This window comes from Faecalibacillus sp. MSK20_93, assembly GCF_020589945.1.
Classification (GTDB): domain Bacteria; phylum Bacillota_I; class Bacilli_A; order Erysipelotrichales; family Coprobacillaceae; genus Faecalibacillus; species Faecalibacillus intestinalis.
The window spans coordinates 78,428-96,012 of record NZ_JAJDKA010000001.1; the positions used below are offsets into that span (position 1 = coordinate 78,428).

Below are 17,585 nucleotides of genomic sequence, written 5' to 3' on the forward strand. Positions count from 1 at the left end.
TGATTAAAGCTTGGAAATTGTTAAATTTTTATTGATTAAACTAACGATAGGTAGCAATATAACTAACATAAGGAAGTGAATGGATATGGAGAGGAAAGAAGAAATTATTCAGGCGACATTTATGTTAGCGTCTAAAAATGGAATAGACAATGTTTCAATGTCACAAATAGCGACACAATTAGGGATAAAGAAACCATCATTGTATAATCATTTCCGTTCGAAGGATGAAATTGCAAAGGCAATGTATGATTATTTAAGAACACAAGCAAAAGAAAAACTAAAAATAACGGATCTTGATTATGGAAAACTTGTCAAAGATAAAAGTCTAGAAGAAGTTTTAAAATTAGCGGTTCATAATTATTGTAAGATGAGTACACAAAGTGAAATGTTTTCATTTTATAAAATCATTTATTCAACACGTGCTACAAATTGTGTGGCTGCCCAAATTATGTGTGAGGAAACAGAAAAAATGCTTTTAGCAACAAAAAATCTTTTTTATGCATTACAAGTTCATCAAAAAATATTTGTAAAAGACATTAATCAGGCAGCTATCTCTTTTACAATGACAATACATTCTTTGATTGATTATCAATTAGATAGGAAAAGTTGCAGGAACTGGACTAGGAATGTCTATTGTCAAAAAGCTTGTAGATGTAATGAATGGAAGTATTGAGGTTGAAACAGAACTAGGTAAGGGAACGAAATTTACCCTGATTTTACAACATAAGGTTGCTGATAATAATTTATTTTTGACAAAGATAGATATGTCTTTAGTTGATGAACAACAAATTTTACAAGGGAAACACGTTTTATTGGCAATGATTTGAATGCAAAAATAGCGATAATGATTTTAGAAGATATGGGATTAATAGTTGAACGTGTTGAAGATGGGATTCAATGTGTGGCTAAAATGGAACAAATGCCTGCTAAAAACTATGATTTGATTTTAATGGATGTTCAAATGCCTCATATGGATGGTTATAAAGCAACGGAAACAATCAGAGAATTATCTGATGAAGGAAAGGCTCATATTCCAATTGTTGCTTTAACTGCTAATGCTTTTGAAGAAGATAGAAAAATGGCAATTTCAAAAGGAATGAATGATCATATTGCTAAACCAATTGATGTAAAAAAGGTTGAGGAAGTTATTATTTCTGTTTTAAAATAATATTTTCAATAAAAAGAAAAAGGGTGTTATTTATCTAAAATCACATATTCTTCTCTTTTTTAGATATATTCATTGAATTTTTCTGCTTCTTTTTTTAAAATAAAACCATATCGAGGAGAAAAACATGCAAAATAGTAAAATAACAATGAAAGAACTTTTATATAAAATGGCTTGTTATCAAGAACTATATCCAAATGTACATCTTTTTGAAAAAACAGATTTAAATCAAATGAACTCTAATTTTTTAAGCAATACAATAGAAGCATTTCGTTTAAAAAAAGATTGTACAAAATTAGAATATTGCAAAGATAAACTTTATCATGTCATTTCTAAATACTATGTTGTAGATCAAAAAGAATATGTAATGGAAATTATTTGTTGTTTAGACGAACAACTAGAGCTATCGCGACAAGAAAATAGCAGTCTTATTTTAAAGTATTTGGGTAAACACGGTGATTTTTATTTAGATGTATTAACAGGTGCTTATAATAGACGTTTTTATGAAGAAAAAATAAAACATCAAACAACTCCTGCAGGAATTGTTATGCTCGATGTGGATGATTTTAAGATTTATAATGATACATTTGGTCATGATTTCGGAGATAGGGTTCTTAAAATGATTGTTGAACATATTAAGGATTCACTTAGAAATCAAGACAAACTTATTCGCTATGGTGGAGATGAATTCATTATTTATTTGCCAAATATTGAAAAAGAAGATCTTTATTTAATTATGCAAAATATTTTAAAAAATATTCATCATGCAACAATCAAAGGGTATGAAAGTGTTCAATTTTCTATGAGTGCAGGGATTACAATGTATCAAACAGGGACAATTGAAGAAGCAGTTTCTTTGGCAGATCATTTATTATACCATGCTAAAAGAAAAAAGAATTGTATATTTACAGAATTAGATCATCAGTATTATTCTGATAGAAATGATACTAAACAAACAATTCTTATTGTTGATGATTCTGAGTTAAATCGTGCAATTCTTTATGAAGTATTAAAAGATGATTTTTATTTATTGGAAGCTACAAATGGGCAAGAATGTATTGACTATATTAAACAATATGGTTCGGGAATTTCTTTGATTTTATTAGATATTATTATGCCTGAAATTGATGGCTTTGATGTTTTACAATGGATGGAACAAGAAAAATGGTTAGATGATATACCTGTTATTTTAATTTCAAGTGAAGATTCAGCAAATATCATTAATAAGGGTTTTGTGATGGGAGCATCTGATTACATTAAAAGACCTTTTGATTATCGAATTGTTTATCGACGTGTTTATAATATAATTAAACTCTACGCTAAACAAAAAAGATTAATGGATTTATTAAAAAAACAAGTAGAAAAGAACTAAACGTTATTAATGATTTTATCGTATTGAATTTGGAAAATATATTTGATTTTTATCATAATGTTTTTATGGACAGGATAAACATCACAGTGGTCAAACTTTAAGGTTTATCCTTTTTTCTGTAAATTATTTTGATTTTAAGAAGATGATATAACATTTGTGAAAATAATAGAATAGTTAAAAAAGTTGATAACCAACAGAAAAAGCCAAAAGTTGATTTCCTGAGTTATTTGTAGCTCAAGAAATCCTCAAGTTTTTCAATTGATTGAATTATAGCGATGCTATAATTTTTTTTATTAAAATCTTTGTTTAAATATGGTAAAATATTTTAAAGGAAGTTGGTGACGATATGAAAAGAAAAGCAATTTATAAACTTTCTTTTAAAGAATATTTAAAAGCAATAATGATTTTTATTGTTTTTATAATGATTTGTTCTATTTCGTTTTTCTTTTATATAAAAAAAGATATAGAAAATGAATCTGTTAATAAAGTTGTTGTTAAGACAGAAAAACAAACTGAAAGTTTAAAACAGTATATAGATATTCAATATCGATATCTTGAAGGTATTGGTAATCATATAAGTCAGCAAGATTTATTTTGCGAAGATAATATAAATTTAATTCATTCCATTAAAGAATATACAAAATTAGAAAATGTTGGAATTATTGATAAAAATGGAGAAAGTCATTATGATAATGGTGCCGTAAAGAATGTAAGTCATCGTGAATATTTTCAAGAAGCACTAAAGGGAAATAGAGTCTTAAGTGCTCCACTTGAAAGTGTTATTGCAGGGAAGACACGTGTTATTATAGCGGTACCTATTTATGATCAACAAAAAGAAATTGTAGGAGTTATAGGTGGTAGCTATGATATCGGGGATCTAAATAAAATTGTTTTTAGAGGTATTTATGATGGAAAAGGATCGGCCTTTCTTGTTTCTAAAGAAGGGTAGTTGATTACTTATGATAATGCTGTTAAAAATAAAGATTTTTTAGCTTCTGAAAGTATTTATAGTTATTTTGCTGAATACAATGTTTTATCTCCGGATGATCTTCAAAGTTTAAAACAAAAATTTATTAAACAAGAAAAAGGTTATATGACTTTAAATAATAATAATAATAAAACATCTTATATGGCTTATTATCCATTAAAAATCAATGATTGGATCATGTGTTATAACATTGATACAAATGTAGCACAGGAATCTTATACATTTATCATTTATGCTGAATATTTACTTTTTGCTTTATTTGTTTTTGCGTTAGTGATTTTGTTATTTACAATTTATAAAGTAAACAATAAACATCAAAAAAGATTATTAGAATTTGCACGTATCGATGCATTAACAGGTATAAAAAATAAGGAAACATTGCAAAATGAAATTAGTACATATTTAAAAAATGACTCTTCTCAACAATTAGGGGCACTTTTTATGATCGATGTTGATAATTTTAAAACAGTAAATGATTTAAATGGCCATGTTATTGGTGATGAAGTTTTAAAAAACTTTGGCTCAATTTTAAAAGAGTCTTTTACAGTAGAGGATATTGTAGGGCGTGCAGGTGGTGATGAATTTATTGTTTTTGTTAAAGATATTCAAGAGCATGGAAATGCGATAAATAGAGCCCAAGAAATATGTCAAAAGATAAGAAATATTGAAATTGACAATTTTAAAGGAACAATTTCTTGTAGTATTGGGATTGCCTTTTATCCTGAACATGGAACAACATTTAAAGGCTTGTATAATTTAGCTGATCAGGCTTTGTATCAAACAAAGAATCAAGGTAGAAATGGTTATACATGTTATACAAAATAATAAATTATAGATAAAAACTATCAAATTGATAATTTTTATCTATTTTTATTTATATAAATAGAAATGTATACTGTAGAACTAAGGGAGAGAAGAAAATGAAAAAATCTTATGTATATTTATTGACAACATTTATGTTATGGGGAAGTTTATATGTTGTCAGCCAATTTGTTTTAGGAAAGATTCCTACGTTTACAGTAGCAATGTTTCGCTATTTAATTGCTTTTATAGCACTAAGTTTAATCTCGTTAAAAAGTGAAAAAGAAAAAATAGAAAAAAGTGATTATAAATATTTCTTTATTATGGGATTTATTGGTTATTTTATTTCTGTTGATTGTCAACTTTTAGGAACTAAGATTGCCGGTGGATCAATGGCTTCACTTATTAATTCATTAAATCCAGTGATTATTAGTGTGATGGCAATGATTATTTTAAATGAAAAATCAGAAATGAATAAAATTGTTGGTATTGTATTATCGTTGGCTGGGGTTTATATGATTATAGGTACAGGAGCTAATATTCAGTTTTTAGGAGTTCTTATTTCTTTTATTGCAGTTATTGGTTGGGCTTTTATGTCTGTTATTTCAAGAAAGATTTCTAATAAATATAGTGCATTAACACTTACAAAAGTATCCATGTTGATTGCAACAATTTGTAATATCCCCGTGTCATTTTTAGAAGTACAAATGACACATCCTCTTATTCAAGTAGATTTAGGTGCTGTTTTAGGACTTGTTTATATGGGAGTTGTTTGTACGGCATTTACGAATATTTTATGGAATAAAAGTTTATCATTATTGCCTGCTAATACTTGTAGTGCTTTTTATCCAATTCAAACATTAACTTCTTCATTTTTAGGAGTTGTTGTTTTTCATGAGGTTTTGACAACTTCATTTGTATTGGGATCAGCTTTTATTATCGTTGGTGTTTTAATTAGCTTATTATTTAAAAAACGTACTCGAAAAGAAAAAGAAGTCCTAGTATAATCATATTAGGTGATACACATGAATTTATATCAATTACGTTATTTTACAACATTAGCACAAGAAGAACATTATACAAAGGCAGCTTTAAAATTACATATTACTCAACCGAGTTTAACGCATGCCATTCATTTATTGGAAGATGAACTAGATGTTGCGTTGTTTGAAAAAAAGGGAAGAAATGTTGTTCTAACAAAGTATGGAAAACTTTTTTTAAAAGAAATCGGGCCAATTCTTAATCGTTTAGATGATTCTATAGAAAATATTAAACAAATTTCAAAAGGAAAAGAAACTTTAAATATTGGTTTTGTAAGAAGACTAGGGATGAGCTATATTCCCCAACTGATTTCTTCTTTTCAAAATGAAAATGTGACCTTTCAATGCCATAGTGGTTTTTCTTATGATCTTATTCATGATTTAAAGAAAAATGATTTAGATATTGTTTTTTGTTCCTATGTAGATGATCAAGATATATTTTTTAAACCTGTTATAACACAAGAGTTTTATGTAATCGTCAGTCTTAATCATCCACTTGCTAAAAATGATGAAATTGATTTAAAACAAATAGAAGATCTACCTTTTATTACTTTTACTAAAAATAGTGGAATTCGTCCAATGATCGATCATCTTTTAGAAAAGGCAAAAATACATCCTCATATATCAATGGAATTAGAGGAAGATGAAGTCGTTGGTGGTTTTGTAGGTCATGATTTAGGGGTAGCGATTGTTCCTGATATGGCAGTTTATGATTTGTTGCCAATCAAAAAAATAAAAATTAAAGATATAGATGAAAAACAAACATTTTATATGGCTTATTTAAAGAATACGCAAAAATCAAAAGCATTTCTTGAATTTATTGAGCATGTAAATTGTGATGTATTGTAGAAAAACAAGTCTTTTTTCTAAAATGGAAAGAGATTTTTTTTAATTGATTAAAAATGATACACTATCATTTGTAGTAGAGAAAGTCGTATGGAATATAAACTAATAGTTTTTGATATGGATGGAACATTATTAAATTCTAATAAACAAATTTCAAAGAAAACCCAAGAAGCAATTGCTAGAGCAGTTGCGCATAATAAAATTATGATTTTAAATACAGGAAGAAACCCTGCAGAGCTTGAAGAATTTTATGATATTTTACCAGGTGTTCGTTATTTAAATTGTATCTCAGGCGCACTTGTTTATGATTTAAAAGAAAAGAAAGCCTTATATCAAAAAAGTTTTGATGAAGATATTTTGAAAAATATTTATTAAAAGAGTAACGGAAGTTACTTTTTTTATGCTAGGATAAAAACAAAGGAAGTGTTTAAGATGTTTAAAAAACAAAATAACATGACGGTCATGGATTTTACAGGAATTTATGAAAATGAAAAGTTTTATAAACATAAAAATATTAGATGGCTTGATTTACATGAATTACAAGGTGTTTATGGTTATTGTAGTCAAGAAGCAAGAAGAACAATAGAAGCTAAAATAAGTAATCTATCTCCTGAAGGCATACATTTTATAGATTCTGGTAATTTTCATTATGTTAGTGAGTTTTGGATAGAAAAAATGAAACATGATTTTATTTTAGTTGTTTTTGATCATCATAGTGATATGATGAAACCGATGTTTGATGATATTTTAAGCTGTGGATCTTGGATTTTAAATAGTTTAGAAAATAATAAATATTTAAAAAAAGTGATTTTAATAGGTATTGATGAAAAACAGGTTTCATTGATTAAACGCCAAGATAAGGTTCTCTATTTAACAGATGATGATTTAGAAAATAGAGAAGTGTGGAAAAAAGTTGATGATTTATTACGTCAATATCCTTTATATATTTCAATTGATAAAGATGTTTTGAGTCAAAATGTTATTCAAACAGATTGGGATCAAGGTTCTATGCAACTCATGGAATTTAAAATATTACTCGCTTATTTATTTAAAAACAGTCAAACAATTGGAATTGATATTTGTGGAGAATGTGCTAATGAAGTAGGACAATTAAATGAAATTAAAGAAGATGATGCTTTTAATGAAAAAATACTTTCCTTTTTAAAAAAAGAAGAGGATTAAGTAAAAAGTCTTAATCCTCTTTTAAAGTATTATGAAACATATTTAAAAGTAATTCTACAAAGATTACAACAATCGATTGTAAATCAACAATTGATTGTTTTGATAAAGTATATCCTGGAAGAATAAGTGTATTTTCAATCAATAATTTAGGCTTTGGATTTAAAGTAATCATATATGTATTTTTAGAGGCGTTTGTAAGGTCAAAAAAACGAGAAACATTATTTTGATTACCTTCAATAGAAAAATAAATCAAAAGGTCATCTTCATGAATTGTATTATAAAGATGACTTGCTTGCATATAATCATAAGCAAAATAAGTATTAATACCTAAATCTTGTAATCCTAAAACTAAATGCTTTGCTGGTAAAGATGAATAATGAACACCAATGATATAGATGTTTTTGGTGTTTTTTATTTGTTTAATAAGTTGGTTGAGCTTATTTTGATCAATGTTATTGAATTGACGAATGACTGATAAATATTTAGATGTTAATTCATCAAATAGATTTTCAAAATTTACTTCAACATGTTCTTGATGCAAATAATGAAGCATGTCAAAACGAAAATCTTTATAACCTTTATAACCTAAAACTTGACAAAATCTTAAAATTCCAGAAGTTGAAACTTGACATAGTTCAGCAATTTTAGTAATCGTCGCTGTTTCAATAGCTGTAGGTTTTTGAACAATATAATCGTAAACTTTACGTTCTGTTTTAGAAAAATCATTTTTATGTAAGTGGATGGTTTCCATTAAGTTCATAGTCTCACCTCATGTTTATTTTATATAAAAATGATAAAATTGTCAAAATAATATGTAACTATTGACAAAAGAAAATAATAAGATTATGATTTGCTTGTAAAAATTATCAAAATAAAACGTAAAAAGTTACAAGGAGACTATTATGAAACAATTACCAGAAGGATTTTTATGGGGTGGCGCAACTGCTGATTTCCAATATGAAGGAGGATTCAATGAAGGAGGAAGAGGACTTTTATCACATGACTTTGAAACAGATGGATCAATGGAAAATCCAAGACATCATACATTTCAAATGCCTGATGGAACAATTTTAAAACCAAGAAGTTCATTTTTCTATGCTGATCCTGTTCCTAATGAAGCAAAGCCAGTTTTTTTAGATGATGAATATTATCCAAGTCATCAAGCGGTTGATTTTTATCATCATTATAAAGAAGATATTGCTCTAATGGCAGAAATGGGATTTAATGTTTTCCGTTTTAGTATTTGTTGGAGTCGTATTTATCCTTTGGGAGACGAAGAAACACCTAATGAAGAAGGATTAAAATTTTATGATGAAGTTATTTCGGAACTTGAAAAACATCATATGGAACCACTTATTACTATTTGTCATGATGAAATGCCAATGCACTTAGCTTTAAAATATGGTGGATGGTCAAATCGTTTTGTTATTGATTGTTATGTAAAATATTGTAAAACACTCTTTGAAAGATATGGAAAACGTTGTAAATATTGGTTGACATTTAATGAAATCAATGCTGTTAGAGGATTTGGGCCATGTGGAACAAAAGAAAGTGATGGAAAAGTGAGATATCAAGCAGATCATCATATGTTTGTTGCTAGTGCTAAAGCTGTTATTTTAGGACATCAAATGATGCCAGGTAGCATGTTTGGAACAATGTATGCAATGAGTGAACTTTATCCAGCAACGTGTAAACCAGAAGATATGTTTAAACGTCTTCAAGCAAGAAGAGAAAACTGGTATTTTATTGATACGATGGCAAGAGGTTATTATCATCCTTATGCTAAAAGTGTGTGGAAACATCATGGCTTTGATTCATTAGAAATCACAGAAGAAGATAAAGAAATTTTAAAAGAAGGACAATTAGACTTTGTTTCATTTTCTTATTATCGTTCAAATACAGTAAAAAAAGATGATCCATGGTTTAATGTTGGAGGTTCTTCAAATCCTTATTTGGAAAATACACCTTGGGGATGGCCTGTTGATCCACTTGGGCTTAGACATTGTATGAATGAAATTTATGATCGTATTCAAAAACCAATTTTTATCGTAGAAAATGGTATGGGAGCTATTGATCAAGCAGATGAAAATGGATATGTTGAAGATGATTATCGTATTGATTACTTACAAAAACATTTATCAGCTATGGCTGATGCGATTAATGAAGATGGTGTTGAATGTTTAGGATATACGATGTGGGCACCAATTGATCTTGTTTCTTTATCAACTGGAGAAATGAAAAAACGTTATGGATTTATTTATGTTGATATGGATGATAAAGGAAATGGAACTTTAAAACGTACAAAGAAAAAATCATTTAATTGGATGAAACATATTATTGAAACAAATGGGAAAGCCCTTGATGAAAAGCTCTAGCAATCAGCTAGAGTTCTTTTCATTATTGACACTTCTTTATAATTCCTATAATATTAGTAGGAAAAGAGAGGTACCTTATGATTTATTTAGACTATGCAGCCAATACACCAATAGAAAAAGAAGTACTTGATACGTATTATCAAGCAACCATGAAATATTTTGCTAATCCTAATGCAAGTCATACACTAGGATTACAAGCAAAAGAAGTTATTGATCAAACAACAAAGTACATTGCTGAACAATTACATGTCTTACCTGAAGAAATCATTTATACATCAGGAGCTAGTGAAGCCAATAACCTTGCAATCAAAGGTATTTTAGAAAGATATAAACATCGAGGTAAACATGTTTTAATTTCACCTTTAGAACATAATTCAATTTTATCAAGTCTTACAAAAATGCAAGAAAATGGTTTTATTGTTGAAATGATTCCTTTAAAAGAAGATGGACAAGTCAATGTTGAAAAAATGAAATCAATGATTCAAGAAGATACGATTTTAGTAAGTGTTTGTAGTGTGGATAGTGAACTTGGAATTAGACAACCGATTGAAGAAATTGGAGAAGTTTTAAAAGATTATAAATATTGTTTTTTTCATAGTGATGCTTCTCAAGCAATTGGTAAAGTAGCTATTGATTATCGAAATGTTGATTTGATTACTATTGCACCTCATAAGTTTTATGGTATGTTGGGAACTGGTATGTTAATTAAAAAGAAAAAAGTTGGTTTAAAAACACAAATTGATGGGGGAAAGTCAACAACTGTTTTTAGAAGTGGAACGCCTGAACTGGCACATATTGTATCGATTGAAAAAGCTTTAGAGATTGCTCTTTCCAAACAACAAGAACGAGAAATTTATGTAAAATCAATCAATCATCAAATGCTTGAACAATTAAAACAATATGATCAAGTATTAATAAATCGTACAAAATATTCTTTACCTCATGTTATTAATATTTCCTTAAAAGGAATGAAAGCTACAAAATTTGCACAAATGCTCGATCAACAAGGTATCTATATTTCTACTAAAACTTCATGTTGTCCTGTAGAAATACCTTCTAAAATGGTTTATGCGCTTTATCAAGATCGTCAAAGAGCGATGTCTTCTTTTAGAATTAGTTTATCGCATTTAACAACAGAAAAAGAAGTTCAAGATTTTCTAAAAATCTTTGATCAATGTTACAAGGAGTGCTTTGGAAATGGAAAAATATAAAGAAATAGAAAGAAGTATCATAAAAACATATCGTAAAGAAATTTGGTCTAAATTTATAAAAGCTGTTAAAAATTATCAACTTATCCAAGAAAATGATAAAATTATGGTTTGTATTAGCGGTGGAAAAGATTCTTTTTTAATGGCTAAGTGTATTCAAGAATTACAAAGACATGGGCGTGTTCCTTTTGAAGCTCATTATGTTGTGATGGATCCAGGATATAACAGTTATAATCGTGATTTTATTGAAGATAATGCAGATTTATTGAATGTACCTATTAAAATCTTTGAAAGTAATATTTTTGATGTGGTTTCAACAGTTGATAAAAGTCCATGTTATTTATGTTCAAAGATGAGAAGGGGCTATCTTTATAGTAAAGCACAAGAGTTAGGATGTAATAAAATTGCTTTAGGACATCACTTTGATGATGTGATTGAAACAATACTTCTTTCGATGTTTTATGGTTCTGAAATCAAAACGATGATGCCTAAATTACATAGTGAAAACTTTGAGGGATTAGAGCTTATTCGCCCTTTATATTTAGTAAAAGAAGAAAGTATTATTTCTTGGCGTAAACATAATGATTTGACTTTTATCAATTGTGCATGTCGTTTTACTGAAGGATGTTTTTTAATTAATGATGGAACAAGTAAAAGAAAAGAAGTCAAAGAACTCATTAAAACAATGAAACAAGTAAACCTAAATGTTGATCAAAATATTTTTAAAGCTTTAGATAATGTTAATTTAGATTGTATTTTAGGAACGAAAAAGGATAAAGTTTACCATAGCTTTTTAGAGGATTATGAAAAATAAAGAAATTATAAAAAAAGCTTTTGAAAAATCGATACCTATTATGTGTAGTTATCTTTTTGTATCGATTGCTTATGGAGTGATGATGAACGAAGCGGGCTTTTCTTGGTATGTAGCACTACTTGTGAGTTTTTTGATTTATACGGGTGCTTTTCAATTTCTTTTGATTACTTTATTAAGTGGGGGAACTTCTTTACTTACAATTGGTGTTACAGCTCTTTTAATGAATAGCCGACAACTTTTTTATAGTTTATCTTTTATAGATGTTTTTAATAAAATGAAGCAAAAATGGTATATGATTTTTACCATGACTGATGAAACTTATGCGGTTAATTGTAATCTAAAAGATCAAGATAAAGAACAAGTTATGTTTTATATCGCACTTTTTTCAAGATGTTATTGGCTTATTGGAACTGTTTTAGGAGCGGTACTTGGTAATTTGATTCCGTTTGATTTAACAGGAATTGATTTTTGTATGACAGCCTTGTTTATTATTATTTTTATGGATCAATTAGAGAAAAATAAAGATCATTTTCCTGCTGTTGTAGGAATTGTTATCGCTATTATTTGTTTGATTGTTTTTGGCAGTCAAAATTTTATGTTACCTTCATTGATTATTTCTTCAATGATTTTACTTGTTAAACAAGGAGGAACATCTTATGAATAGTTATGTACTTTCAGCAATTATTCTTTCTGCTTTAATTACTTTTTTATTAAGAGCTTTTCCTTTTCTTTTATTTAAAGAAAAAGAACTTCCTAAATGGTTTGAAAAACTAGAAAAGCATTTACCAATGACTATTATGGCAGTTCTTATTGTTTATTGTCTAAAAGATTTAAAAACGCAATTAACAACACTTTTTATTCCTTATCTTTTAGCGTGTTTAACAGTTGTTTTTACTTATAAATGGAAAAAGAATACTTTTTTAAGTATTATTTTATCAACTCTTGTTTACATGATTTTTATCCGTCTATAGTTTGTTAAAAATATCACAAGCTATAGATTTTTTATTTTGGTAGTGCTATAATTATATCAACACTTAAAAATTGTATTTAAGGAGGAAATATAAATGGGATTTTTAACAGGTAAAACAGCAATTATTACAGGAGCAGGACGTGCTGTCTTAGAAGATGGAAGTTGTGGTTCTATTGGTTATGGAATTGCGACAGCTTATGCTAAAGAAGGAGCTAATCTTGTCATTACAGGACGTAATGTTAAAAAATTAGAAGCTGCTAAAGAAGAATTAGAAAGATTATATGGTATCAAAGTTTTAACAGTTCAAGCAGATGTCAATGCTGGTGCTGATAATGAAGCCGTTGTTAACAATGTTGTTAAACAAGCAATGGATACTTATGGAAGAATCGATGTTTTGATCAATAATGCGCAAGCATCAGCATCAGGGGTAACATTAGCTGATCATACAACAGAACAATTTGATCTAGCAATGTATTCAGGACTCTATGCAGCCTTCTATTATATGAAAGCATGTTATCCATATTTAAAAGAAACAAAAGGATCAGTTGTCAACTTTGCTTCTGGAGCAGGATTATTTGGAAACTATGGACAATGTTCATATGCTGCTGCCAAAGAAGGAATCCGTGGATTAACACGTGTAGCTGCTAATGAATGGGCAAAAGATGGAATCAATGTCAATGTGGTATGTCCTTTAGCTTGGACGGCACAATTAGAACAATTTGAAAAAGCATATCCAGAAGCCTTCAAAGCAAATGTTAAAACACCACCAATGGGACATTTTGGAAATAATGAATTAGAAATTGGACGTGTCTGTGTACAACTTGCTAATCCTGATTTTAAATATATGACAGGAGAAACACTTACATTAGAAGGTGGACTTGGTTTAAGACCTTAATAATTAATCACTCTTAGGGGTGATTTTTTTATGTATTCTTTTATAATGAATATATAGGAAAGAAGGAATGGTTATGAAGTATGCATTAATTAATGGAAAAATTTTAAATGGTCATCAGGATATGGAAGTAGAAACAGGGAAAGCAATTTTTATTGAAAATGAAAAAATTGTGGCTATTGAACCTTATCGTAATTTAGATAAATCTTATCAAATTATTGATTTACAAGGAAAATATATTTTACCAGGACTCATCAACATGCATGTTCATCTTGCAGGAAATGGAAAACCACAAAAGAAACAAAAAGATAATGAAAAGACAGTTAAAATGTTGATGTCTAATCCATTATCACGAAAAATTACGTATAAAGTGGTTTCTAATTTCGCTAAGATCGAATTAATGAGTGGGGTAACAACAATTCGTACAGTTGGAGGAATTGCTCATTATGATTCTAAATTAAGAGATGAAATTTTAAAGAGAAAAGTTATTGGTCCAAGAATTGTTGCCAGCAATGAGGGAATTTCTGTTCCTCATGGTCATATGGCAGGATCAGTCGCCATTGCTGCCCATAATAATGAAGAAGCTCTAGCTTTAGTGGATAAAGCAAAAAGTCAAAATGTTGATTTGATTAAACTTATGATTACTGGCGGGGTTTTAGATGCAAAAGAAAAAGGTGTGCCTGGTGAATTAAAAATGCCTCCTGAAATGGTAAAAGCTGTTTGTGATAGAGCACATCAACTTGGTTATAAAGTAGCTGCTCATGTTGAATCATCTGAAGGGGTACGAGTAGCTTTAGAAAATGGTGTTGATTCGATTGAACATGGAGCAAAATTAGATGATGAAATGATTGCTTTATTTAAAGAAAAGAAGGCTTTTTTATGTACGACGATTTCACCAGCACTTCCGTTTGCGTTGTTTGATCCAAGTATTTCCAATGTTTCAGAAATAGAAAAATACAATGGTGAACTCGTTTTCAATGGTATTATTGATTGTGCAAAGCAAGCATTAGAAAATGATATACCTGTTGTTTTAGGAAATGATGTAGGATGTCCATGGGTGAGTCAATATGACTTCTGGCGAGAACTTTATTATTTCCATAAATATATTGGTGTTTCTAATCGTTTTGCTTTATATACAGCAACTTCACTTGCTTCTAAATACGCTGGTCTTGAAAATATTACAGGAAGTATTGATGTTGGTAAGGATGCAGATATGATCGTTGTAAGTGAAAATCCTTTAGATGATTTAAAAGCTTTAAGATATGTTGAAAAAGTATTTACACGTGGTAAATTAATTGATTATCCAAAGGTAAAAATCAATAAAACAGTAGAAACAGAATTAGATAAGTATTTATAAGGAGTTAGTTATGAACAGAAAATTTTTCTTTTTTGACATTGATGGAACATTAGCAGTAGGAACACCAGGAAGACAATACATTCCTGAATCAACAAAAAAAGCAATTCGCATGTTAAAAGAACAAGGTCATTTTGTGGCTATTGCGACAGGAAGAAGTTATGCAATGGCAGTTGATCATATGAGAAGTCTAGGTTTTGAAAATATGGTGAGTGATGGTGGTAATGGAATTACAATTGATAATGAACTTATTACCATTAAACCATTAGATTATCAAAAATGTTTAAATCTCATAGATGAATGTAAAGAAAAAGGATTTATTTGGGCTATTTCACCAGATAATAAAACAAGAAGATTAGCTCCGGATCAACGCTTTTATGATTTTACACATGATGTCTATATGGATACTGAGGTTGTAGATGGTCTTGATCCTAGAAATTATGATCAAATTTTTAAAGTTTATGTAGCTTGTTTTGCACCTGAGGAACAAAAATTAGAAACACTAAAAGAATTACCTTGGTGTCGTTTCCATAAAGAATATTTATTTGTAGAACCAGGTGATAAATCAGTTGGTATTAAAATGATGGTTGATCATTTTAAGGGTAATTATAAAGATGTTGTTGTCTTTGGTGATGAAAAAAATGATTTAAGTATGTTTAGAGATGAATGGACAAGTATTGCGATGGGAAATGCTATCGATGAACTAAAAGAAAAAGCAACTTATGTAACGACACCATGTGATCAAGATGGTATTTATAATGCTTGTGTACATTTTGGGTGGATAAAAGAAAATGATTAAAAGTAATAAAATGACGGAGTGAACACCACTCCGTATTTTTTAATCATAGAAAAAATGTTGACTCTCCCCTTAGGGGATAATTCATAATTTGAAATAGGAAAGGAGAATAGGAAAATGTTAAAAATTGGAGAATTTTCAAAGTTGTCTCATTTAACAGTTAAAGCACTACGCTTTTACGAAAGAAAAGGCATTCTGATTCCTAAAAAAGTAGATGAACAAACAGGGTATCGTTTTTATGAAACAAGTCAACTTAAAGAGGCAGCAAGAATTAAGTCTTATCGTCAATTAGGGCTAACAATTGAAGAACTACAAGCAACTAATAAAGGTATTAATCTAAAGGAAATCCTAATATCTAAAGCAGAGTCCTTGAAAAGTCAAAAAGAAGAAATTGAAAATAGGCTTTTGATTATTCATCATCTTTTGAATGCTAGTGAAATGCAATATCAAGTAATTGAGAAAGTAATACCTGAAACAATTGTCTATTACAGCGAAGTAAAGATAAAAAATTATTCGGATATGATGAAAATTATTCCTAACCTTGCAAGTGAATGTATAAAATTGAATCCAGATATAAAATGTACAAGACCGCCGTATGAATTTTGTGAATATTTAGATAAAGAACATAAGGAAAATAATATTTTGATTCGACACAATGAAGCAGTGGAATGTATGGGTAAAGAAAGTGAACGCATAAAGTTTAAAATAATTCCAACAACAAAGGTATTAAGTATCTTTTATAAAGGGGCTTATGATGAAATTGGTGTGGCGTATAGTTTTCTTATGAAATATGTAGAGGATAATGGTTATCAAGTATCGGGACGATCAAGAGAATGTTATATTGATGGTATTTGGAATAAAGAATCAGTTGATGAGTGGCTTACAGAAATTCAAATACCCATTGTTTAGGAGGAAAGAAAGATGGCTTTTGATTTTAAAAAAGAATTCAAAAAATATTATAGACCTAAAAATAAACCAGAAATTATCAATGTACCATCATTTAATTTTATTGCTATAAGAGGAAAAGGCAATCCTAATGAAGAAAACGGGAGTTATCGACAAGCCATTCAAGTACTTTATGCAGTAGCTTATACTTTAAAAATGAGTTATAAAACAGATTATCAAATTAAAGGTTTTTACCAATTTGTTGTACCGCCACTTGAAGGTTTTTGGTGGCAAGAAAATGTTGAAAATGTTGATTATTTACATAAAGAAAATTTTAACTGGATTTCAGTAATTAGACTTCCTGACTTTATTACAAAAAAAGATTTTGATTGGGCAGTAAAAAGAGCCACTATTAAAAAGAAGATAGATTGCTCAAAAGCGGAATTTTTTACTTTTGAAGAAGGATTATGTGTGCAAATGATGCATCAAGGATCTTTTGATGATGAAATAAATACAGTAGAAATAATGAATCAATTTCTTCAAGAAAAGGAGTATCAAAATGATTTTAGTAAATCAAGATTGCATCATGAAATTTATTTATCAGATGCAAGAAAAAATGCTCCGGAAAAATGGAAAACAGTGATTCGTCATCCAATATGTAAAATCGACAAAAAATAAAGATTTTATGGATGAAAATAATGTTTGACATTGGTATAAATATATAGTATGATGACAAGGCAGTAAATGAATAGCAGCACATAGAGGATTGAAAAAATGCGTTAATATCAAATGATTGCAAAGTACCTGGCTGCAATGGGAAATGCTTAATATTAACACTTATCGATTGATCTATGCAATGTTATTGCTTTATGCAAATAAAACAATACGGAGGAAAAT

The 17,585-nt window shown here is 28.8% G+C and carries 21 protein-coding genes; 20 read left to right on the forward strand and 1 reads right to left on the reverse strand.

The window, feature by feature from the left end; all coding sequences use genetic code 11:
• The first annotated feature begins 85 nt into the window (after nt 1-85).
• The 10 genes from LJD34_RS00375 to LJD34_RS00420 all read left to right on the forward strand — a co-directional run bounded on the left by LJD34_RS00375 (nt 86) and on the right by LJD34_RS00420 (nt 7,394).
• Nucleotides 86-673, forward strand: a complete 588-nt coding sequence (locus tag LJD34_RS00375; protein WP_227358914.1) for a TetR/AcrR family transcriptional regulator — start codon at nt 86-88, stop codon at nt 671-673.
• Nucleotides 657-827 carry a hypothetical protein gene (locus tag LJD34_RS00380; protein WP_264474759.1) on the forward strand — a complete coding sequence of 57 codons (171 nt, stop codon included), beginning with the start codon at nt 657-659 and terminating at the stop codon, nt 825-827. The genes LJD34_RS00375 and LJD34_RS00380 overlap by 17 nt, the downstream gene beginning before the upstream one ends.
• A 32-nt stretch (nt 828-859) precedes the next feature.
• A complete protein-coding gene (locus LJD34_RS00385) occupies nt 860-1,168 on the forward strand; it encodes a response regulator (RefSeq protein WP_264474760.1) in 309 nt (102 codons plus the stop codon).
• A 124-nt stretch (nt 1,169-1,292) separates the two neighbouring features.
• Entirely contained in the window at nt 1,293-2,537 is a 1,245-nt protein-coding gene (locus tag LJD34_RS00390; RefSeq protein WP_227358916.1) for a diguanylate cyclase domain-containing protein, read from the forward strand.
• Nucleotides 2,538-2,883: 346 nt separating this feature from the next.
• Nucleotides 2,884-3,486: a cache domain-containing protein gene (locus LJD34_RS00395; RefSeq protein WP_227358917.1), complete on the forward strand. Its 603-nt coding sequence runs from the start codon at nt 2,884-2,886 to the stop codon at nt 3,484-3,486.
• A complete protein-coding gene (locus LJD34_RS00400) occupies nt 3,487-4,350 on the forward strand; it encodes a diguanylate cyclase domain-containing protein (protein WP_227358918.1) in 864 nt (287 codons plus the stop codon). It abuts the gene before it with no gap.
• A gap of 95 nt (nt 4,351-4,445) precedes the next feature.
• Complete coding sequence (locus LJD34_RS00405; RefSeq protein WP_227358919.1) at nt 4,446-5,333, forward strand: DMT family transporter; 888 nt, start codon at nt 4,446-4,448, stop codon at nt 5,331-5,333.
• 18 nt (nt 5,334-5,351) lie between these two features.
• Nucleotides 5,352-6,215 (forward strand): LysR family transcriptional regulator, encoded by an 864-nt coding sequence (locus LJD34_RS00410; protein ID WP_227358920.1) that lies wholly within the window; start codon nt 5,352-5,354, stop codon nt 6,213-6,215.
• An 87-nt stretch (nt 6,216-6,302) separates the two neighbouring features.
• On the forward strand, nt 6,303-6,587 hold the full coding sequence (locus LJD34_RS00415) for an HAD family hydrolase (RefSeq protein WP_227358921.1): 285 nt from the start codon (nt 6,303-6,305) through the stop codon (nt 6,585-6,587).
• 57 nt (nt 6,588-6,644) lie between these two features.
• On the forward strand, nt 6,645-7,394 hold the full coding sequence (locus LJD34_RS00420; RefSeq protein WP_227358922.1) for an arginase family protein: 750 nt from the start codon (nt 6,645-6,647) through the stop codon (nt 7,392-7,394).
• 10 nt (nt 7,395-7,404) lie between these two features.
• On the opposite strand, the gene LJD34_RS00425 is transcribed toward LJD34_RS00420, so the two are convergent.
• Nucleotides 7,405-8,154: a MurR/RpiR family transcriptional regulator gene (locus LJD34_RS00425; protein ID WP_032091397.1), complete on the reverse strand. Its 750-nt coding sequence runs from the start codon at nt 8,152-8,154 to the stop codon at nt 7,405-7,407.
• 142 nt (nt 8,155-8,296) lie between these two features.
• Between LJD34_RS00425 and LJD34_RS00430 the strand changes: the two genes are divergently transcribed.
• From LJD34_RS00430 to LJD34_RS00475, 10 genes are all read left to right on the forward strand, one after another.
• The gene (locus LJD34_RS00430; protein WP_032091396.1) at nt 8,297-9,769 is read left to right on the forward strand and encodes a glycoside hydrolase family 1 protein; all 1,473 of its coding nucleotides are present in this window, start codon (nt 8,297-8,299) and stop codon (nt 9,767-9,769) included.
• A 77-nt stretch (nt 9,770-9,846) separates the two neighbouring features.
• Nucleotides 9,847-10,980, forward strand: a complete 1,134-nt coding sequence (locus LJD34_RS00435) for a cysteine desulfurase family protein (protein ID WP_227358923.1) — start codon at nt 9,847-9,849, stop codon at nt 10,978-10,980.
• On the forward strand, nt 10,967-11,791 hold the full coding sequence (locus LJD34_RS00440; protein WP_227358924.1) for a tRNA 2-thiocytidine biosynthesis TtcA family protein: 825 nt from the start codon (nt 10,967-10,969) through the stop codon (nt 11,789-11,791). Before LJD34_RS00435 ends, LJD34_RS00440 begins: the two co-directional genes overlap by 14 nt.
• On the forward strand, nt 11,781-12,455 hold the full coding sequence (locus LJD34_RS00445; protein WP_227358925.1) for an AzlC family ABC transporter permease: 675 nt from the start codon (nt 11,781-11,783) through the stop codon (nt 12,453-12,455). The genes LJD34_RS00440 and LJD34_RS00445 overlap by 11 nt, the downstream gene beginning before the upstream one ends.
• Nucleotides 12,448-12,762, forward strand: coding sequence for a branched-chain amino acid transporter permease (locus tag LJD34_RS00450; RefSeq protein ID WP_227358926.1), 315 nt, complete (start codon nt 12,448-12,450; stop codon nt 12,760-12,762). Before LJD34_RS00445 ends, LJD34_RS00450 begins: the two co-directional genes overlap by 8 nt.
• A gap of 93 nt (nt 12,763-12,855) precedes the next feature.
• Complete coding sequence (locus tag LJD34_RS00455) at nt 12,856-13,656, forward strand: SDR family NAD(P)-dependent oxidoreductase (RefSeq protein WP_032091392.1); 801 nt, start codon at nt 12,856-12,858, stop codon at nt 13,654-13,656.
• A 73-nt stretch (nt 13,657-13,729) separates the two neighbouring features.
• Nucleotides 13,730-15,010 (forward strand): amidohydrolase family protein, encoded by a 1,281-nt coding sequence (locus tag LJD34_RS00460; protein WP_175300709.1) that lies wholly within the window; start codon nt 13,730-13,732, stop codon nt 15,008-15,010.
• A 10-nt stretch (nt 15,011-15,020) separates the two neighbouring features.
• Complete coding sequence (locus LJD34_RS00465) at nt 15,021-15,806, forward strand: HAD-IIB family hydrolase (protein ID WP_227358927.1); 786 nt, start codon at nt 15,021-15,023, stop codon at nt 15,804-15,806.
• Between the two features lie 114 nt (nt 15,807-15,920).
• Nucleotides 15,921-16,712 (forward strand): MerR family transcriptional regulator, encoded by a 792-nt coding sequence (locus LJD34_RS00470; protein WP_147579992.1) that lies wholly within the window; start codon nt 15,921-15,923, stop codon nt 16,710-16,712.
• Nucleotides 16,713-16,724: 12 nt separating this feature from the next.
• The gene (locus LJD34_RS00475; RefSeq protein WP_227358928.1) at nt 16,725-17,366 is read left to right on the forward strand and encodes a GyrI-like domain-containing protein; all 642 of its coding nucleotides are present in this window, start codon (nt 16,725-16,727) and stop codon (nt 17,364-17,366) included.
• The last annotated feature ends 219 nt before the right edge of the window (nt 17,367-17,585 follow it).